This is a genomic window from Microcoleus sp. K1-B1 (genome assembly GCF_036704705.1).
Taxonomy (GTDB): Bacteria; Cyanobacteriota; Cyanobacteriia; order Cyanobacteriales; family Microcoleaceae; genus Microcoleus.
In genome coordinates this window covers 13,993-34,754 of sequence record NZ_JAUBSH010000061.1, presented here as the reverse complement: position 1 = coordinate 34,754, position 20,762 = coordinate 13,993, and the positions used below count along the sequence as shown (strand labels likewise).

At 44.2% G+C, this 20,762-nt stretch carries 14 protein-coding genes, 1 tRNA gene and 1 pseudogene; 7 read left to right on the top strand and 9 right to left on the bottom strand.

Features of this window, described 5'->3' with window-relative positions; translation table 11 throughout:
* The first annotated feature begins 8 nt into the window (after positions 1 to 8).
* Positions 9 to 3,098 (top strand): class I SAM-dependent methyltransferase, encoded by a 3,090-nt coding sequence (locus tag QUA83_RS20410; RefSeq protein ID WP_333295411.1) that lies wholly within the window; start codon positions 9 to 11, stop codon positions 3,096 to 3,098.
* A 647-nt stretch (positions 3,099 to 3,745) separates the two neighbouring features.
* Positions 3,746 to 4,732 (top strand): hypothetical protein, encoded by a 987-nt coding sequence (locus QUA83_RS20405; protein WP_333295409.1) that lies wholly within the window; start codon positions 3,746 to 3,748, stop codon positions 4,730 to 4,732.
* A 145-nt stretch (positions 4,733 to 4,877) separates the two neighbouring features.
* Here the strand turns inward: QUA83_RS20405 and QUA83_RS20400 are convergent, their stop codons facing one another.
* From QUA83_RS20400 to QUA83_RS20385, 4 genes are all read right to left on the bottom strand, one after another.
* Complete coding sequence (locus tag QUA83_RS20400; RefSeq protein WP_333295408.1) at positions 4,878 to 6,269, bottom strand: FkbM family methyltransferase; 1,392 nt, start codon at positions 6,267 to 6,269, stop codon at positions 4,878 to 4,880.
* Between the two features lie 34 nt (positions 6,270 to 6,303).
* The gene (locus QUA83_RS20395; protein WP_333295406.1) at positions 6,304 to 8,550 is read right to left on the bottom strand and encodes an O-linked N-acetylglucosamine transferase family protein; all 2,247 of its coding nucleotides are present in this window, start codon (positions 8,548 to 8,550) and stop codon (positions 6,304 to 6,306) included.
* A 210-nt stretch (positions 8,551 to 8,760) separates the two neighbouring features.
* Complete coding sequence (locus QUA83_RS20390) at positions 8,761 to 9,264, bottom strand: type IV pilin-like G/H family protein (RefSeq protein ID WP_333295405.1); 504 nt, start codon at positions 9,262 to 9,264, stop codon at positions 8,761 to 8,763.
* Positions 9,265 to 9,363: 99 nt separating this feature from the next.
* Positions 9,364 to 10,698: a class I SAM-dependent methyltransferase gene (locus tag QUA83_RS20385; protein WP_333295404.1), complete on the bottom strand. Its 1,335-nt coding sequence runs from the start codon at positions 10,696 to 10,698 to the stop codon at positions 9,364 to 9,366.
* A gap of 213 nt (positions 10,699 to 10,911) precedes the next feature.
* Here QUA83_RS20385 and QUA83_RS20380 point away from each other — a divergent pair, with 213 nt between their 5' ends.
* The 3 genes from QUA83_RS20380 (at position 10,912) to QUA83_RS20370 (ending at position 13,178) form a co-directional block, all read left to right on the top strand.
* Positions 10,912 to 11,100, top strand: a complete 189-nt coding sequence (locus tag QUA83_RS20380) for a hypothetical protein (protein ID WP_333295403.1) — start codon at positions 10,912 to 10,914, stop codon at positions 11,098 to 11,100.
* A 105-nt stretch (positions 11,101 to 11,205) separates the two neighbouring features.
* Positions 11,206 to 11,823, top strand: a complete 618-nt coding sequence (locus QUA83_RS20375) for a Uma2 family endonuclease (RefSeq protein ID WP_333295402.1) — start codon at positions 11,206 to 11,208, stop codon at positions 11,821 to 11,823.
* 179 nt (positions 11,824 to 12,002) lie between these two features.
* Positions 12,003 to 13,178: an AI-2E family transporter gene (locus QUA83_RS20370; protein ID WP_333295401.1), complete on the top strand. Its 1,176-nt coding sequence runs from the start codon at positions 12,003 to 12,005 to the stop codon at positions 13,176 to 13,178.
* Positions 13,179 to 13,245: 67 nt separating this feature from the next.
* Here QUA83_RS20370 and QUA83_RS30630 read toward each other — a convergent pair.
* Positions 13,246 to 14,032: pseudogene (locus QUA83_RS30630) on the bottom strand (Uma2 family endonuclease).
* A gap of 210 nt (positions 14,033 to 14,242) precedes the next feature.
* On the opposite strand from QUA83_RS30630, the gene QUA83_RS20355 reads away from it, so the two are divergent.
* Positions 14,243 to 15,418: a homocysteine biosynthesis protein gene (locus QUA83_RS20355; RefSeq protein WP_333108202.1), complete on the top strand. Its 1,176-nt coding sequence runs from the start codon at positions 14,243 to 14,245 to the stop codon at positions 15,416 to 15,418.
* A 364-nt stretch (positions 15,419 to 15,782) separates the two neighbouring features.
* Here the strand turns inward: QUA83_RS20355 and cobA are convergent, their stop codons facing one another.
* From cobA to QUA83_RS20335, 4 genes are all read right to left on the bottom strand, one after another.
* The gene (gene cobA / locus QUA83_RS20350) at positions 15,783 to 16,592 is read right to left on the bottom strand and encodes a uroporphyrinogen-III C-methyltransferase (RefSeq protein WP_333295399.1); all 810 of its coding nucleotides are present in this window, start codon (positions 16,590 to 16,592) and stop codon (positions 15,783 to 15,785) included.
* A complete protein-coding gene (locus QUA83_RS20345; protein WP_333295398.1) occupies positions 16,589 to 17,332 on the bottom strand; it encodes a sirohydrochlorin chelatase in 744 nt (247 codons plus the stop codon). Before QUA83_RS20345 ends, cobA begins: the two co-directional genes overlap by 4 nt.
* Before the next feature lie 278 nt (positions 17,333 to 17,610).
* Positions 17,611 to 18,294 (bottom strand): manganese catalase family protein, encoded by a 684-nt coding sequence (locus QUA83_RS20340; protein ID WP_333295397.1) that lies wholly within the window; start codon positions 18,292 to 18,294, stop codon positions 17,611 to 17,613.
* A gap of 196 nt (positions 18,295 to 18,490) precedes the next feature.
* A complete protein-coding gene (locus QUA83_RS20335; RefSeq protein ID WP_333295396.1) occupies positions 18,491 to 20,017 on the bottom strand; it encodes a serine/threonine-protein kinase in 1,527 nt (508 codons plus the stop codon).
* A gap of 672 nt (positions 20,018 to 20,689) precedes the next feature.
* Here QUA83_RS20335 and QUA83_RS20330 point away from each other — a divergent pair.
* Positions 20,690 to 20,762 (top strand) — tRNA-His (locus tag QUA83_RS20330).

The following is a 20,762-nucleotide window of genomic DNA, read 5'->3' as shown; positions in this document are numbered from 1 at the left end:
TCTAAACAATGGAAAATAATATTTCAAACTCGGAGATAAATGCCTACGCTATGTTCAAAAAAATTACTGTTCAACCAGTCAGCTATACAACCATTCAGTCTGCTGTTGAAGCCATTGAAGGTTTCATGGTTCCAGGGCAAGAAGAGTACCTTTTCAATAAGGTAAAATCCCTTTCTAAGGATGCTGTAATAGTTGAAATAGGCTCGTATAAAGGACGCTCCACAGTCGCAATGGCTTATGCTTGTATAGGAACTAATAGGAAAATTTATTGTATTGATACCTGGGACGGCAACGATATTGACTTTCCCGACAGAAACTTCTTTGAAATTTGGCAACATAATGTACAAACAAATGGATTATATGAATATGTAGTCCCCTTACAGGGATATTCTCATCAAGTGTTAAGCCAGTGGAGCGAACTAACTGGTGCTAACAAAATTAACTTTATTTTTATTGATGGTTCTCACCAATTCTTAGATGTATTAAAAGACTTTGAACTGTCATTCCCTCTCCTAAAAGAAGATGGTTGGATAGCGTTTCATGATGTTGTACCTACTTGGCCGGGTTCTGAGCGTGTATGGCATAATATTGCCAAATATTGTCTAGTCAATCATCAGTATTCGTCAACTCTGGCCTGCGGTCAAAAAAATTCTACTGCTTTCTCCTCTACTTCATCACCCGAATTACCGATTCACTTCTTTACTATTGTCCTCAATGGTGAGCCATTCATCAAGTATCACATAGAAGTATTCAAACAACTCCCCTATAAATGGCATTGGCATATAGTCGAGGGTGTAGCGGACTTGAAGCATGATACAGCCTGGTCTTTGCGAAATGGCGGACGTATTACCGACGAAATCCACTCCAAGGGACGCAGCAATGACGGCACAGCAGAATACCTAGACGAACTGGCACAGTTATATCCAGAAAATGTCACTGTTTATCGTAAACCGGAGGGTATTTTCTGGGAAGGCAAACGTGAAATGGTTAATGCACCACTACCTAATATTCGCGAGGAGTGTTTGCTGTGGCAAGTGGATGTGGATGAATTGTGGACTGTTGAGCAATTGTGTACTGCCAGATATATGTTCATCAATAATCCTGAAAAAACGGCTGCTTTTTATTGGTGTTGGTATTTTGTCGGAGAGAATCTGGTTATTAGCACTCGCAACTGTTACGCTCAGAATCCCGCACAAGAATGGTTGCGAACCTGGAGGTTTAAACCAGGATGTGTCTGGACTGCCCACGAACCTCCAGTATTAACTGAACCTTTACCTAATGCTCAGTGGAGGGATGTTGCAGCAGTAAACCCTTTTGTCCATGAGGAGACAGAAAAGCGGGGTTTGGTGTTTCAACACTTTGCCTACGCGATGGCAAAACAATTAGAATTTAAAGAACAATACTATGGCTATTCAAACGCAGTTTCTGAATGGAAGATATTGCAATCTCAGACTAGATTCCCAGTTCGCCTAAGCCAGTATTTTTCGTGGGTTCAAGATGGCACGATGGTTGATACTGCTAATTCTTGTGGTGTAACACCAATGGCGAAAAGAGAAAAAGATACTAATATCTGGGAGTTTTGCTCCACAGACGAATTACCAAGGAAAACAGTAATAAATCTTCCAAAAGCAAATCGAACGATTATTATTGATGGTGTGTTTTTTCAGCTTTATAGAACTGGAATAGCCCGTGTTTGGACATCCCTTCTGAAAGAATGGGTAGAAAATGGGTTTGCCGATCACATTATTCTTTTGGATAGAATTGATACGGCTCCCAAAATTCCCGGTATCGCCTATATCCAACTGCCAGCTTACGATATCAACAACATTTTAGCTGACCGCCAAATGCTACAGCAAATCTGCGATGATGAGGGTGCTGAGGTATTTATCTCCACTTACTACACAACACCTATATCTACTCCCTCTGTATTCATGGCTTATGACATGATTCCAGAGGTATTGCGAGCTGATTTGAATGAGCCTATGTGGAGGGAAAAACATTATGCTATCCGCCATGCTTCTGCCTATATTTCGATTTCCGAAAGTACGGCCTGCGATTTAACTAAGTTTTTTCCAGAAATTGCACAGGAGTCTGTAACAGTAGCTCATTGTGGAATTAACAAATTCTTCTCAACTGCTAGCACAGAAGAGGTTAATAATTTTAAAAATAAGTATGGAATTACCAAGCCTTATTTTCTGTCTGTTGGGAGTGGAGCAGATTATAAAAATAATAATTTGTTCTTCCAAGCTTTTGCTCAATTGCCTAGCAAACAAGGCTTTGAAATTGTCTCTACAGGCAGCGGAATTGTATTAGAAGGAAAGTTGAGAACTTATACTTCAGGTTGTGTTGTTCATAAGCTTCTACTAAGTGATGAGGAATTGAGAGTAGCTTATTCTGGAGCTGTAGCACTGGTGTTTCCGTCAAAGTATGAAGGTTTTGGGATGCCTGTGTTGGAGGCGATAGCTTGCGGATGTCCCGTCATTACTTGTCCCAATGGGTCTATACCTGAAGTGGCGAAGGAAGCAGCTTTGTATGTCAATGATGACGATGTTGAGGGATTAACCGATGCACTGTGTGAGGTACAAAAGCCGAAAATTCGCCGATCATTAATTGCTGCTGGGTTAGAACAAGCTAAAAACTTCTCTTGGTCTAAAATGGCGGAAAGAGTTAGTTTTGCTTTGATTGATGCTACTCTCTTGCGTTTAAAATTAAAAGAGATTAATTTAGTTATATTCCCAGATTGGTCACAGTCGGAACAGTCTTTGAGTCTAGAATTGGAAGGAGTAATAAGATCGATCGCAACTCACCCCGACCAAAATAAGATGACTGTGCTTATAGACAGCAGCAACATTTCTGATGAAGATGCAAATCTAACTTTATCTAGCGTAGCGATGAACCTTTTAATGGAAGAAGATTTAGATGTTTCCGATGGACCGCAAATTTCCCTGATTGGACAGTTGAGTAAAATTCAGTGGGAAGCGCTCATGCCTCGCCTTCACCGTAGAGTGGTATTGGAGAATGAGAATAGAGAGGCGATCGCAGCAGCAGGATATGAAGAAATTCCATCTTATCTACTGGACTGTTTTACGAATATGTAATCTTGACAGAAAGGCTCAGCAATTATTGTATAACTAGGATTACTATGAACAGTGATATGTCAAAATCCCCACCTCCTCTCAAGCCAACTTTGGACAGACCTATATTTTTCTATTGCTGTGAAGGAGTGTATTCACCTTTAAGCATATGTTTAGCGGAAGGCTTTAAAGAGCTGGGAATACCCTTTTATTCAAACATCAATCATTGGAAGATTGCGCCCGGCATAGAAGAATATCTTTTCTGTTATGACCCAAGTGTGAGTCATCGCGATTGCTCAATTGTGATTTTGGACTTCAGATGGATCCTAAACGGGACATCTTTTCCTGAAAATCTATTTCAGTCAGGGCGAAAATATGTCACTGTCTATCTAGATGACATGGATGGTTTTACCATCTGGAACCCACAGTTAGAGAATTTCGATTTCAGATTTAGAACTCACTGCAACAGCAAATCTATAGAGCCTTCAAACTGTTTAACCTGGGTTTTTGGGCTTTCTAATCGCATCCTTCGAGAGACTAGCGAAATAGAAAAAATTCAGAACAAAAAAAGACGCTTACTTATCAACTTCCGCAACGATCATCGGCGATTGAGCTACATTAACGCTGTGATGAAAACTCGCCAGGGTTATCTATGGGTTAACAGTGGAGAGATGATATTAGACAATCCTATAAGGGAGATTGTTCGCGAACAATTCTTGCCATTGATTCAACATATTCTACCGCCGGATGAGAGCACCGAGGATTTTGATAAATCTCCCTCAGACAGTTACCATTACTTGCAGTGGAAGCAAACAGGTAAACGCCACTATCCGAGTTACTACCAGCGTTTGAAGCAATCTGCGGCTTGTGCGTGCTTTGGGGGTGCTGTTACCTCCAGCTATTTCACAGGAGAACCAATTGTAGAATGGTGGGACAGTTGGCGCTTTTGGGAGTCATTGGCGGCTGGGTGCGTAACGTTTCACGTAGATTTCGATAAGTATGGAGTTAAACTGCCAGTAATGCCCGAAAACTGGCGGCACTATATAGGAATCGATCTAGACAATATGCAGGATACTGTCGATCGCATTGCTGATGACCCAGGAATTTTAGAGAAAATCTCTATGGAAGGTCGGCAGTGGGCTATTGAAAATTACGCTCCTGTTCCTACAGCTTTGCGTTTTCTGGAAATGCTCGGTTTCTACACTCCGCAAATGGGCCAATGCCAGGAAAATGAAAGCGGGTCAGCAGCCTTGTCACTGTCGATGGAATTGAGAGGGATTAACCTAATTGTTTTTCCAGATTGGACGAGACCAGAAGAGTCTTGGGGCGTAGATATAGAACGAGTGATGAGGGCGATCGCAACTCACCCAGACAAAAGCAAGATGACTCTTTTAGTAGACAGCAGCAATATTTCTGAGGAAGATGCTAATCTCGCTTTGTCTGGTGTAGCGATGAACCTTTTAATGGAAGAAGATTTAGATGTTTCCGATGGACCGCAAATTTCCTTGATTGGACAGTTGAGTAAAATTCAGTGGGAAGCGCTCATGCCTCGCATTCACGGTAGAGTGGTATTGGAGAATGAGAATAGAGATGCGATCGCAGCAGCAGGATATGAAGAAATCCCATCTTATCTACTAGACTGTGTTACGAATATGTAATCTTGACAGAAAGGCTCAGCAATTATTGTATAACTATTATCGTTGGGGATTTAGAGGATGTTTGTACCATGAGTTTTACTATCAAAAGAACTGAAGAACTGAAGTAAACAAACTTTAGCCTTATTCAATGTAACTAAAAATGAAATTAGTCCTCCTTCTTAACGGTATCCTGCTGTTGGCTGCCTCCAAAAAGCCTTGCCCCCACTTGCTCATATAATTCTCTAGAAAGTGGGTGCAAAAGATTATATTCTAAAACATTTTTAAGGACTAGCAGCAATAAGCCGGAATCTACCTCCGACGATTGATCCGACTTCAGAAGCTTGATTACGCCCAAAGAATCAAGATCGGCTTCTATATACGTCCCAATGATAATAGACAGGTTAATCAAATGCAACAGGTTATTGATGTCTGTGGGATTGATTTCCTGTAGATGACGGCGGATTGTCCAAGTCATTAAATACTCACCAAGTTTTCCCCGTCGCTCCGCTTCGGTTTGCAAGACTTGGATTAAATCCTTTGTCCAGACATCGACTTGTTCCCTATCTCCTCCTGTCATCCCCACCAGCCATGTCGCCTGAGCTTCTATCTCTTGTTCATCTAATAGCAACGCCAATCCCAAATACCAATAGTGAAACTTATTGTCTGGTTCAGCTTGAATAGCCTGTTCGTAGAGATTGGCAGCTTGACTGTAATCTCCTTGAATTAAATTTTGATAGGCTTGCTGCTGGATAGTTTCTGCTTGGGTCAATCCCGTTTTTTGTAAAACTTCAAATGGCCTCAAATTTTCGACGTATGCCGTTAAGGTTTCTCGATACGCTTTAAAATGCGCCCTCAGTCTTTCTTCCTGCTCCTTTCCTACTAGATAACGGGACTCTTTTGTAAACTGACCTGATTCTTTTACAAAAACCATATCAACTTGAAATAAAGCTGAGTCTGAAAGTCGATACCCCAGATCCACAATATCGTAGGGTACAAAACCTTGCTGTTTCATAAAGTCGATCGTAGCGCACATCTTATCAAATCTAGCTGCTACATATAAACTCACTTCTACTATTACCAACTCTGTATTTTGAAGAGTTTGAGTGGCACCTGCTAGGACATCTAGTTCTCTACCATCTACATCAACTTTGATTAAATACGGTCCTTCTAACTGGCGAGTTTTACAAATTTCATCCAGAGTAACGGCCGGAATTGTCCTTAGCTCAAAAGTTTCTGAGCTAGCCTCATCCTCCTCTGAGATGTAAGAATGGATAAAGTTGCTCAAATTCACTTGAAGAGGCACAAGCCCTTCTTCTTTGGAAGCAGCAGCAATTATATAGTCTCCTGTTTCAAGATGTTGACAAATTTTTATGAGATATGGTTCATTCTCTGCTATGGGTTCGATCAGGAGATATCTTGATTTTGGAAAAGCTTCATAAATTTCAAATGTTCCTAACCCAGCACCTACGTCAATAACTGTTTCTGGTTCCAAGCCCAACTGCTTGACATTCAATAACGACCCAAACATTGAACTTCTAGGAATTTCGTTGTTCGTCATAATAGTAATTTTTCCCTCTACTATTCCTAATGGATCAATTTCTAGCTTCAACGTAAATTTGCCACATTTGCTCGTAAGCTTTTTCCATCTCTCGCGTAAATTGCTTAGCATTCCAAAGAGGCGCAGTTTGCCGTGACTGTCGCAATTTCCACGATATTTGCTGCCGCAAAACTGGATCTTTTCCTAAACGAATTCCCCACTCCACGTACTCTTCATCTGTCCAAGCAATCCCTTCGGAAATACCAGCATTAACCATCATCGTGTAGCTGTTGCGGGCAGAAAACTGCTCCCCCACTCTTGTCACCATTGGAATGCCCATCCAGAGAGTTTCTAGAGTAGTCGTAGCTCCGTTATAAGGATAAGTATCTAGAACAATATCAGCAATGCCTAAGTTAGCTCGGTGAACCTCCTCTGAAGGCGCACTTGGTAAAAATCGTAGGCGATCGCGGCTCACACCCTCTGCTTCAGCAGTTTCTATAAAGAAATTATCGAGAAATTCTCGCTCTCCATAAGCTTTCATCAAGAAATAGCTATTCGGCACTTCTTTAAGAATTTTCATTTGCAGCATCGCCGTGTGGGGATGATACTTGACACCCCTCTGAACGCCGAAATATACCACTGCATCGCTCGGCAGATCCAGATGATCGCGGCGCAGCGCAGGTACGCCAACTTCAAAACCATCTACAGCTATATAGGTTTGAGGCAATCGCCAGATTTTTTCTGCATAGTAATCTTGAGCCGATTCCGGTAAAACATAGGGATCGGCAATGTAGTAATCGATCGTTGGCATTGCCGATGCGTCCCATCCCAGCCACGTCACCTGAATTGGTGCAGCCTTTGTCGATAAAATCCCGCAGGCTGTACTGAGGGTGATACTGTCAAGATCGATCAAAATGTCAATTTCATCCAGAGAAATTTGCTCAGCTATTTCCATCCCCCCAAGCCCCGTCTTATACGCTTTATCAACATGATTAACGTACCATTCCTGCAAGGAATCAACAACCTCGGTACAGCCGAGCAAATAGGCATAAATTTCAAATCGCTCGCGATCGTGATGTTCAAAAATCCATCGCGCCAGCCAACCTACTGAATGCCGCCTTAAACAATGAGACAAGTATCCTATTTTCAAACGTTTATTTGAGGTATTAAATCTAGGACGCGAAGATAGTCTGTGGCGGTAGCGATCTATTACCTCCTTAGCCTCTACTTCAATATTAGCTTGGCAAACCTGAGCTAGCTGACTGCGATATTTGTTATTAGTTTGCGGAGCATCCCGAAAGTAGTTTAAGAAAAAGGTTGTGTTGTATAAGCCTAAAACATCACGGTTAGAACCTAAGTCTGTTGGCTGGTCTTTGTAAAGCGACTCTAGCAGCTCTTCCTGTATTTGGATGTGCGAAGTGATTTCATCCCAATATCCACAGATTCCTGCATTCATTGTGGCGCGCAGAATCACGTGATTGTCATAAATTTTATCTATCAATTGCCGATCGGGGAGGAAATAGCACAATTTAGCAGCTTCTATAGCTTTAGTATGTTCGCCCAAATCCGTATAAAATGTGGCTAAACACCGGAGCAGCTCTGGATGCTGGGGCATCGCGCGCAAACCCAAGTTAGTAAAGCATATTGACAATTTCTGTCGCCTGTGCGTGTAAGTAATTTGATAAATTATCGGTAGCAAAAAATCAACAAAAGCCGAAGAGTCAGGTATATAGGACAAACAAGTTTCTGTCAATTCCAATGATGAAGGAAGCAAAGGCGCATAATTTAACACCTTTTCCAGAATGTCTACTAATAGAGCTGAATCTAGTTCTACAGGTGGCTGGGCCTGTAGCAAATCTATCACTCCCAACTCAGTCAGCTCTTTTCCTGTATAAGTCTTAATCTGAATATATAGTTCTATGAGATGGAGTAGATTATTAATATCGGTTGGGCTAATTTCTCGTATGTGTTGCCGAATCGCCCAAGCCACAGAGTAGTCTTCTAGAGTCTTCCTCCGCTCTGCTTCCGTTTGCAGCACTTGGATTAATTCGGCTGTCCACTGCTCAACTTGTTCTTCATCCCCTTCTGCCATTGCCAGCAGCCAAGTTGTCTGTGCTTCTGCCTCTTGTTCCTGCAACAATAACATCAGCCCTAAATGCCAGTAGTGCGAGTAGATGTGGGGTTCAGCGACGATCGCCTGTTCGTACAACCTCACAGCTTGAGTGTAGTTTCCTTTGCTCATACATTGAACGGCTTGCTCCTGCCAATTCACTGCATCAATCGGTAAAGACTCTGAAATCATAAGTTAATTAAAACAACTATCTATTTATATTATCTTATTCATAACTGAAGAGAGAGAATAATCTAGCCAAACCTATTGCCCCAGTTATCAAATGACATTCTTCTGCCATAAGCCTAACTGCACTAAAAGAGGTAGCGCTTGTGCGCTACCTCTTTTTCAACACTTAAGCTAGACTGACAAGCTACAATTCCTGCCACAATCTCTCTGTTATTACTTGGTAACGGCACTCCAGCCGCCGCTGCAGTCTGTCAGGTTGAACGCGCCTGCGTCACCTTTTGCTTCGCAAATGGATGTCTGAGTAGTCTTTGCCTCGCCACTGTCAACTAGAACTACAGCGCCTCCATATGCTCTCAGAGAGGTAGTATTAGTAGGCTCAGCAGTAGCATTTACTGCCGAATTGGCAGCATTGTCTGTGACACTATATTTGTAGTTAGTGGTTTCAGTTTTGAGACCTAAACCCAAGTCCGGAATGACTGTTGTAAACTTGCCGTTCTCAGCATAGTAAGCCTGCTGACCCTTGTTGATCGAGGCGATATACTGCTTGGCTTCAGATTGCTTGGCTTTGTTTGCTTGGTTGAGGAATGCAGGCAAAGCAATAGCCGAAAGAATACCGATAATGATGATAACTACCAACAGTTCAATCAGGGTGAAACCTTGATCCTGTCTTCTTTTGTTGATGTGTTGCAGGAACTTGGCTTTAAATTCAGTTTTCATGGTTTGTTTCTCCTAGAGGGGTGGGATGCTTGATTTCTAACTCCTGAATGTAACTTACCCACTTTCGTTCTTTCTCCTATCACCCTGTGCTAAAAAAATTTAGCTAGGGCGGGGTGAACGCTCCAAAAGCAAGTAAAGAAACGCTTCCAGCGTACTCAAGAGTTCTTTAACTTCCTCCCAAGCTGCCTGTTCGCTGACAGGCTCTAGAGTAACGGGATGCAGGGGTTTGAGCTTTAACCAGCGTTCCACAAGGGACTTCGCAGGACAAGCGCCCTCCCAAAGCGGTAGCAAGCAAGCAGCCATATAACTTTCTAGGAAAATAGGTACTAAAGCGGGCAAAGTGACATAACGGCTAATCTCGAAGGGTTGTTGGCTAGTGATGCACTGGATCAAGTCTGCTCTCGCCTGGGGAGTTTTTAGCTGAGGATGCAGGTGTACCCGCGCATCCTGCCAGTCAGATAAAGTCCATTCAGCAACCGGTACAAATGGCTGTGCCCGATCGGGATGAGCGCACCAAAAGTCAATTAAACGGTTGACGGGATGTAACAATTCACATAAATGCAGCCGCTCTTCTGGAGAAATCTCTGGCAGGCTCATGGCTAGAAAAGCAGGTAAATTGTCTTGCTCTTTGAAAAGATCGAGCAAGTCCCATTGCCGCCAATTCACCATACTGACCAACTCTAAATCAGCGGCTTGCAGTGCCGAAAACATTTCAGGGATAGTGTAGCCTTTATCGCCTTGAAATAAATAATTCATTAGCATCCACTCTTCACTCTGGGCGGCATCGGGATTCCAGGTTTGTTTCTTGAGAATGACATCATCTTTCAAAGCGGTCATAATTTCTCGGGCTAATTCCATTTCTAACTCTCGGGGATTTTCGTCCATTAATCCCATCATTTTGAAAACTCCCTGAACCCGAAAATAGGCAAACCTCTGTAGCGAACTATGGAAATTAGCACGAATTATTCCCCGATCTTTTAGCACCGACTTAAGTGTTTTCAATCCCGCCTTTATATCTGGCAATAAATAAAGAACTTCGTCACTATTAATATAGTCATACTCTAATCCTAAGTTAGGCAAATCTTCAATTGAAAGCACATGAAACTCTGCATTCTCAAACCCATAATATTCGAGACGGTGACGGGCTAACTTAACCGATTCTTCTGATAAGTCAATACCAACTATTTTAGCGCCGGGATTGGCTTCTGCTAAAGTCAATGATTTATAGCCGGTGCCACAGCCTGCATCTAAAATAATTTTTCCTTCTGTTTCAATAACTGTTTGATTTCTTAAATAGTAAGGTGTTATAATGTTATGAATATATAGAAGCTGGTAGTTATATTTAGGAGAGTTTTCGAGTGGGGTGCTCGGGTAAGGAGCGCTGTTAAATTGCTGGCGAATTTTTTCTACGATCTCAGATTTTTGGTTGTTCATTCTACATTGCTCCGGCTACTAACAAATTGCGCTGTGACATACCTTAATTTTAGGATGAGAAGGTATCTTATCTACGCGGTGCCCGAAAGGTAGTTGCGATCGCACTTTTCCGCAAACCCCACACGGCACAACGGCAGGGACTTGGCATAATAGTGAGGGTCAATATTTCCAGCCCCCGCGCAAAAATATATTATACAACCAACTACCCGCTCCATGAACACCAACATCAGCCCCATCCTCAAAGTATTCACCCTATCCGCCGCACTTTCCCTCGCCATCAAGTACGCAGGACCTAGCTTATCCATCCCCTCTACCGACCTCAACGCCCTGATCGCCGTCTTTTCACCCAGTCTGATCCTAGCTGCTATCCTCGGCTGGCGATCGCGCCAACAGCAGCAGTAGAGACGCAATCAAAAAGTGCGATCTACACTAGGTCTAAAGACTATGTTTTTGCCCAAATCTTAATTCCCCGTACAGCTTATCATAAGCAAACTTGAGGCACTCACCATGATTCAAATCATACCTGAATTAGTAACATTCGATGAATTCATTGACTGGTATCCTGAAAACTCAGAACACCGCTACGAACTGCACAATGGAGAAATTGTTGAAATGCCAAAAGCAACAGGCAAACATTCTAAAGTGGCCGGTTTTACCGCACTGAAAGTCGGAGTAGAGATTGAGCGTCTCAATTTGCCCTACTTCATCCCCAAAGAATGCGTCATCAAACCCATGCGCGAGGAATCGGGATATGAACCAGATATTATTGTACTTAACGAACAAACCATTGCAAACGAGCCGCGATGGGAAAAATCATCAATTATCACAATGGGTTCATCAGTCCCCCTAATCGTCGAGGTAACTAGCACTAATTGGGGTGATGATTATGCCCTAAAGCTTGAGGCTTATGAGTCAATGGGTATTCAAGAATATTGGATTCTAGACTATCTAGGATTGGGCGGCAGACGGTTTATTGGCAACCCCAAACAACCCACTTTTTCGGTTTACCAACTAATTGACGGCGAATACCAAGTCAAATTGTTCAGAGGCGGCGAGGTTATTGAGTCCCGAACTTTCCCCGAATTGAAGCTGACGGCGCAGCAGGTGCTCGCCAAAGGGAATTGAGGAGGCTGCTTATGCTGATGTCCGAGTAGGGGTATCTGATTAAAGATGCGATCGCGCGCATCTAAGGTATCTTATAGAGATGCGATTTATCGCTTCTGGGCTGGAGAGCAATTAGCAAGCAGTAATTCCCCATACCCTATTCCTCAATCTAAAATCTAAAATCTAATATCTAAAATCTAATGAAGCTAGGACAGTGGATGGGCTTATTAGCCCTCATCGCATCTTGTTACATCCTGTGGCAAATCAGGCAGGCCCTACTGCTGCTGTTTGCGGCCGTCGTCTTAGCCACAGCCTTAAACAGGCTAGCACGCTATTTGCAAAAATTCGGACTCAAAAGATCGATCGCCGTACTGTTATCAGTTAGTTTCCTAGTCCTCATCTTTGTAGGATTATTCCTAATCATTGTACCCCCCTTTGCCCAACAGTTTCAACAACTTACCCAAAGAGCCCCTCAAGGAATAGAAAGATTAAATCAGTGGATCGATCAACTCGAAACGCGCTTTTCTGGACAAATTGGGCAGCGACTGCCGAATCTTGATATTAACGATATTATCCAACAGCTACAACCCCTATTCAACCAACTCGTCGGCGGTGCAGGAGCTTTTGTAGGCAACACATTAGGTGTTATTCTCAGCTTTTTGCTAGTCATAGTTTTGACATTGATGACATTAGCAGAACCTCTCTCTTACCGCAAAGCATTTATACAACTTTTTCCCTCTTTTTATCGGCGGCGAATCGATGGCATCTTAGATGAATGCGAAATAGCGCTTGGTCGATGGGTAATCGGTGCTTTAATTAGCATGAGCGTTATCACTTTCCTGAGTTTAATTGGTTTGTCAGTCTTGCAGGTTCCCCTAGCTCTAGCTCACGCTGTTTTAGCCGGCTTGCTGAACCTAATACCCAATATCGGTCCTGGTTTGAGCGTCATTCCTCCAGTGACGATCGCACTTTTAGACTCTCCCTTAAAATCCGGTTTTGTGCTGATCCTCTACTTTCTAATTCAACAATTTGAAAGCAACCTCCTCACCCCCTACGTCATGGCGCAGCAAGTATCACTGCTGCCAGCAGTAACATTAATAGCTCAAGTATTCTTCGCCACCTTCTTTGGATTTTTAGGCTTATTGCTAGCTCTCCCCCTCACCGTTGTAGCTCAAGTTTGGATTAGAGAAGCCCTAATTAAAGATATTCTAAACCAGTGGAGTGCCAGCCCTAAAACCTTAGCAGCAATCGATTCTGCTATCCATGAAAAACATGAATCTATAGAAGTCGCCGAAAGCCTGCCAGAAAAATATTTACCAGAACAGAAACCAGACATCCCCGATCATGCTGAAAATGAGGCTCCTGAAAATAAATAGTTAAGGTTCATCATAACTTTAGTCCTGATTCATTGCCATTTATAGGACAGAAGTATTCACTAGAAACTTAGGAAAAATGTGGTACGAACGCCCTCAAATAACTATCTTCAAGCCTCGCATTTTCTACCGGATCTCTGCCAGCACTAAAAATCTGTTTAACCGTCAAATCCAACTGCCCAAATATGAGCGATAAAACCAGCTCGTTCCCTCTAAAATGACAGACTTGATACTCACCGTCACCCAACTGGTAAACTGACAAAGTAGGTGGTTTAGGATTGCCAATATAGCGTCGCCCGCCACCTACCAAATAGTCCGCAATCTATTATTCAGAAATGCCCAAAGCTTCGTAGTAAACCAATTTCTAGCCATAATCATCCCGCCAATTGGTACTGACAACTTCGACAATTAGCCGGACAGAACTACCCATTGTAATGATAGATTCCTTTTTCCATCTAGGTTCGCTCTCCGTCCCTTGCCTGTCCAAAACGATCGCATCCGGTTGGTAACCAGATAACTCATACAATTTTAGATTTTAGATTTTAGATTTTAGATTAGCCATGAGTTACGGGATATGGGTTTGGAGCTTGCCTGCAGTGACATTATTTTTTTGTGAAACTTGTATCATAATTGGTGGCGACAACGCATTCCTTGGGAAGGAAGTAGGGAAGTCCTAGTCGTCTGATTTCAAAGTTGAGTTTAGCGACAAGGAAGGCTGCTACTTCTGAATGTTCTCCGGTTGGTTGAGGCATCTCAACAATAGTTCCATTGTGCAGTTCGTAACGGTTTACCGAATTTTCAGGATACCAGTCAATAAATTCATCGAAGGTGAGTGGTTTTAATATCGCTTGAGTCATGGCGATCGCTCTTTATTTTATTTATAATATAATCCTGATATCTGTTATAGCATTTTGCTGTGTTATCAAACCGAGGTCGATCGCCAAAACAGCATTCGCTCGCTCGACATTCCATCAATCCCCAATCAATCCCAAATCAATCCCAAATCAAAATCACTCCAAAATCAATCAATTCAAAATCTAAAATCCAAAATCTAAAATCTAAAATATATGCGATCGATCGACGAAATCAACGATAAAATCAGCCAAGGCAAAGCCACAGTCTGGACAATCGAAGAACTCAAAACTAGAGTTCAAGAAACCAGCATTACCCAAGCAGCCAAAGAAGTCGATGTGATTACCACCGGCACCTTTGAGCCGATGGAATCCTCCGGTGCAATCATCAACCTCGGCCATACCGACCCGCCCATAAAAATCCGCCAGTGCTGGCTAGACGGCGTTTTAGCCTACTCCGGCTTCGGGGCAGTAGACCTGTACCTGGGAGCCACCCAAGTAGCGGAAGACGGTGAAGAATCCCGCGAACGGGGCGGCGGACACGTCATCGAAGACTTAATAGCCGGCAAACCCGTGCAGTTGCGAGCCTTGGGGCAAGTAACAGACTGCTACCCGCGCGCCTCCTTTGAAACCACGATTACCCGGGATACAATCAACCAGTTTTATTTATTCAATCCCCGGAACGCATATCAAAACTTTATTGTTGGCGTCAATGGAGGCGATCGCCCGCTGTTCACCTACCTCGGCCCCCTCCAACCAAACCTCGGCAACGCCGTCTACTCGAACCTTGGAGCCATGTCTCCCCTGCTCAACGACCCCGACCTCGAAATCATCGGCATCGGCACCCGCATCTTCCTAGGAGGCGCCACCGGCTACATCACCTGGGAAGGAACCCAGCACTTCCCGCTGCAAAAACGCCAGCCCAACCGCACCCCGATCGGCCCGGCCGCCACCCTCGCACTAATCGGCGACGCCAAACAGATGAACTCCAAATGGGTGCGCGGCTGCTACTTCAAAAACTACGGCCCATCCCTGATGCTGGGAGTCGGCATCCCGTTTCCAGTCTTAAACGAAACAGTCGTCGCCCACTGTGCAGTATCAGACAAAAAAATAGTAGCGCCGGTGGTAGATTTCTCTATCCCCCGGCGGGTTCGTCCCACATTCGGTTTAGTCAGCTATGCTCAATTAAAGACTGGCCGCATCCTGATAGAGGGCAAACCAGTACGGGCCGCCCCCCTTGCGAGTATGTTTCTCTCCCGGCAAGTAGCATTGGAATTGAAGCAGCAAATTGAAGCGGGTCAATTTACCCTCACGGCCCCAGTTGCTCCCCTACCCACCGACAGAGTATTTCTCCCGCAAGATTTGTGGGGTGCCCAAGTGAGACTGGAATAGACAGTCGGTAAACTAAAGTCACGGATTATACAGCGTATTCCAGGTTGATGAAATACACCTCAGAAACCGGGTTTCTTTACAGTTCTCGCATCCTTACTGATTCTGTTGCTCGAAACCCGGTTGAGCGCGATCTACATCTACATGGAATATGCTGTATATCTGCGCCGCGAGAAATCTCGAATATTGGTACCGCGAGTCCAAAACAAACCTGACATTGGAGCAATGACATAAATATGTCATTGCTGCGTCCTGAAATGACATCGGAATGACATTGAGGGTGCGATTGTCTCCACTGGCGAGCCACCTCAGAGGGAGCGAAATCAAAGCGATCGAAATTAGATCGCTTTTGACCTAATTTTCCCGCTTATTCTACAGTCTGAGAAAGTGGCCGACAGCCAGACAATATCGAGTGCAAATTGACGACATTTCCGATGACCGCGATCGCAGGTGCTGCAAATCCGATCGCCTCAACTTGCTCTACAATTGTACCCAAAGTCCCGATCAATTCTTCTTGTTCCGGCCGCGTTCCCCAGCGCACTAAGGCTATGGGCGTTTCTGCACTCAATCCTGCATCTGTTAACTGGCCGATAATGTAAGGCAAATTGTGGATTCCCATGTATACTACAATGGTTTCGGAGCCACGGGCGATCGCCTGCCAATTTACTTCCGGTCGATATTTTCCCGCTGATTCGTGACCGGTGACAAAGGTGACAGAGGAACTGTACGATCGATGTGTTAAAGGAATTCCCGCATAAGCAGGGGCCGCAATCCCAGAAGTTACGCCGGGGACTACTTCTACTGACACTCCAGCTTTTACCAACTCTTCCATTTCTTCGCCACCGCGGCCGAAGATAAACGGATCGCCGCCTTTGAGACGAACTACGATCGCATTATCTCCAGCTTTTTCTATCATTAGTTGAGTGGTTTCGTCCTGCATTAACGAGTGACGCCCTTTGCGTTTTCCGGCATCAATTCGTTCTGCTTGGGGGTTGATTACTGCCAAAATTTGAGGGCTGACTAAAGCGTCGTAAATCACCACATCCGCGCACTCTAACAAAGCTTTTCCCTTCAAGGTCATCAAACCCGGATCTCCGGGCCCCGCACCTACTAAATACACTTTTCCTAAAGACATTTTTCTTGCTTCCTTTACCTCTTCTGTGCCTCTGCGGTTCATTTTTGAATTAAATTCCCAATTAAGTCTGCTAATTGTACACTGGCGCCTAGAGGATTTGCGAGATGAAGTTCCGCCGCAGGAAATTGCTGCTTTAGCTGTGCGACATTTTTGGCGATCGCATCTGTAATCCCTCCATTAAATAAGAAGTATGGCACAATTCCTATTTGCTGCTGTCCACCACGAACCAAACTCTCAATTTGCTCTTCCAAACTCGGCTTTACCGACCAATAAGCTGTCTGTACACCGAGTTTACTGGCGATTTCCTCAACTGTCGAGTTACCTCCGGGGCGACGGCTGCCGTGAGATAATAAAATCCATTTTGGCAATAGCAGATTGGGGAGAAAAGTCACCTCTTCCATCTGACTTTTTACCAATTTTGTTAAGCCTGCTTCCTGGGAACCTAAATGCGGGCGCAATGCAATTTTTAGCTTGTCACCAAAAGTTTGTTGGGCAATTTCCACCTCTGCCGGTATGTCTTCGGCGACGTGAACTCCCGGCAATAAAAATACAGGCAGGATTTGCAATTCTGTCAGTCCCAGCGACAGGGTACGTTCGCCAAAACTGCAAATTTGTTCGTGCAGCGGTGCGGGCCCTAGTTCTAAGGTGGCGGTTGCTACTGCGGGGAACGAGTCAGCCCAATTTTGAGACAGCAGTTGACCTAGGTTTTCCAAAGCTAGTTGCGGTCTGGGGTCACGGCTGCCGTGAGAAACTAATAAATAGGTCGATGATCGCAATTTCAATATGGATTTGATGTTAATGTTCGAGCCGAATTTCAAATAATTATAACACCCTTGGGTGCGTGACTTGAAAAATACTCAACCCTCAACCTGAAGTTTGCGAGTCACGCACCTCTAACAACTAAACCAAGGTACCCGGCTTAAAAATTACTTAATACTGGCTTAAATCTTCTAAGCCGCGCACCTTACAAAAGAAGGTGCGCGGCTTAAAAATTACTTAACACATTACTTAACACTGCGCTTAAATCTTAACTCGCCACGCAGGTAACACAACTCTCAAATTAACCTTTAGGAGCGGGATCGGCAATGTATTGGAAAGTAGGTTCTGAGTTCCAAGGGCCGCGTTCATCCTTGCCATTTGTGGACAAGTTAAAGTAGAGATCCACAGTGGAATCGGGCGGAATATTGCCGAACATCGGATCGGTGAGTTTACCCAGCGATTCCAGAGCTTTCATGAACATTTCAGTGTGAGAAATTTCGCGAGTCAGCAGAAACTGCAGGGTCTTTTTCGTTCCCATATCCGGTGCTAGTTTAATCAACTCTTCGTAGGTTTGGCGAGCTCCTGCTTCCGCACCGATATTAGCACGCAAATCGCGCACCACATCGCCACCTTCGTTGACATAAGCACCAGTCCAAGCTTGACCTTGGCTGTCCAACAAGTGCGGGCCTACACCGCGCACAGCAAACAAGGTGCTTTTATAAGCTTCTGTTTGGTCAACATTTTTGGTGTGCATTTCGATTAGTCTACCCACCATTTCTAAGTGGCTGAATTCTTCGAGCGCAATATCTTGAAGCATATCCTTAATCCCTGCATTTTCACAGTGGAATGACTGCACCCAGTATTGCAAAGCTGCTGTGAGTTCTCCTGTTGCTCCGCCAAACTGTTCTAGCAGTAATTGGGCAAAACGGGGGTTGGCTTCGTCTACTCTGACCGCAGACATTAATTCTTTTTTGTGAAAAAACATGGATCGGTACCTCTTTTTAGTTCGGTTGTTAAAGTCTGAAGGATTGCAGACTTTATCTGTGTTCGCCTTCAGAATCCATTGTGCGACAAACGATCGCACCGAGCCTCGGTCGATGGATACATCTAGCTCGACAAATTTCTCTGCTTTCAGGTAGAGTTTAAATATGAAATTTTACTTAGTGAGTCGGTAGACAAAATTACAATTTAGGAGCAGGATTATTGTCGCACTCGGTTAATTTTGCTGACAGGGCATCGAGATGCCGCAGCCACTGAATGCCGCCAACCCAACTGCGAGAGGGGAGGTGTCCGATTGGTGCTTGCTGACTAAATTTAATCTGCCCTAAAGTAGTAGCAGAATTGTAGGTTTGCCAGTTGACCCGATCGCAAAATCTGATATAGTCTCCCTTAACGCTTTCATAAATCTGCTTTTGGACGCTGAAGCCAAACCGACCTTGACTGTAGCGCAACCAAAGGCGATCAAGTGTTTGCAAATCTTCGCAGGGTAGCTGGTAAATGTGGCTAATTTCTAGCTGAGTTCCCGGTGGCTGGGAAAGAGATTGACACATCAAGCCCCAAGTTTCGCGATCGGCTTCTTTCCACTTTTTGTTTGACAAAAAATCACGCAGTTTGGTATAATCAACTCCCCGTGCAGAAATTATGGTTGGTTCGATATTTGAAGTAACAGATAAGGGAAAAGTTTCTGCGGAATTGGCTACGGCATTTGTGGGTAAAATCGGAGAATCAGGAGTTTGTAGCGCGTTGATATCGGCAGAGTTGTCGCTATTATTAAGAGCAGGAGCGATCGGCTTTTTGGGCGAAAGCAAATTTTGATGGCGAAGATCTAAAGCTGCTTGGATATCTTGCAAAACTTCCGTAGCAAAACTGTACCGCTGAGGGAGACGAGTTTGCAGCAATTTATCTAAAATTTCACCTAACTCATCGCTAATATTCGTGGCTTTGGGGAGAAACTCGCGCCACCACCAGCGCTCATTGTTGCAGTCGTACATATCCAAAGGAGGAACTTGCGTCATTAGGCGAATGCAAGTAACACCTAAACTGTAAAGGTCGCTAGCAGGAAATACTTTGCCGCGCATTTGTTCGGGAGCTACATAATCTTGACTGCCGATGAGCGTTGCGGGACGGAGTATCGCTGTATCAGTCAGCAGTTTTGCAATGCCGAAATCGATCAATACGAGTTTGTTGTCCGACTGTCGGCGGATAATATTTTCGGGTTTGATGTCGCGGTGAATGACGCGCTTGTCGTGGATAAATTGCAGCACGGGCAATAAGTCTTGCAGCACTTGCCAAATTTGATTTTCATCGTAGACACTCTTGTCTAATTCTTGTTTAAGAGTCGATCCCTCTATAAACTCTTGAACTAAATAAATATGACCTTCTTGTTCAAAGCAGGCTAATAATGTGGGGATTTGCGGGTGTTTTCCGAGTTCGTCTAAACGGACGCCTTCTTGGCGAAATAATTCAACGGCTTTGTTGAAAATTTCAGGGTCGCGGTCGTAAAAATAAAATTGCTTGACTGCACAGCGGGGTAGAGATGGGATGTCTTCATCAATTGCTAGGAACGTTTTACCAAATCCGCCTCTACCTAAAAGTTCAATCGGGCGATATCGCTGTCTCAGCAACAGGTTAAAGCCGCAGTTTAAGCAAAATTTGGCGGTGTTGGAGTTTTGAGGATTTTGACATTCTGGGTTGATACAGTAGCTCATATCGATTTTAGATTTTAGATTTTGGATTTTAGATTTTGGATTTTAGATTGCGGACAAGACTTTTTTTTAAACGAACCGCGAAGACGCGAAGCGGCGCGAAGGAATAGGGAAAAGAGAAGAGAGAGAAAAGGGATGGTGGATAAGTCATGCTGTGTGGGATAAGCTGTCCCGCTTCTGGCGTTGTATTTTTCGGGCGGGCGGGACACCCCACAAGCATTTCATCTGAGATGTTGCACCATTCTCAATCAGGCTTTTAGGGGCGGGCTAGAAGAGCCCACCCTAAAAGAAATTCATTCTTTGTGGAACAGGCCGGAAAGCCTGTTCTTAAAAATGGTGCCAGAGGTGAGTTTTATCAATCAGGACTGTAAAATGTAGATGCGCCTGGGCTGATAAAGCTATTTTAATGCGCTGGATCGAATCGGGACGCTGCCCGATCTGCCGAACCCACGCCGCATGAGTGCTAGAGGCGAGATAATTGCCGTTGGCGAAGCCCTCGAAGAGGCTCGCACAGGCCGATCGCACAGAGCGAAAATTGTGCTAAACTCTTACTGTGCTTGGAATTTGAGGCACATCGATCTGTCTGGTTCAGGGACGCTCAGAAATATTTCAAAATATTTTTGCCTTACCCCTAGACTTGTGCTGAGATCTGATGCTATAGTTAAAACTGATACGGCGAGCGTAGCCAAGTGGTTAAGGCAGTGGTTTGTGGTACCACCATTCGTGGGTTCAAGTCCCATCGTTCGCC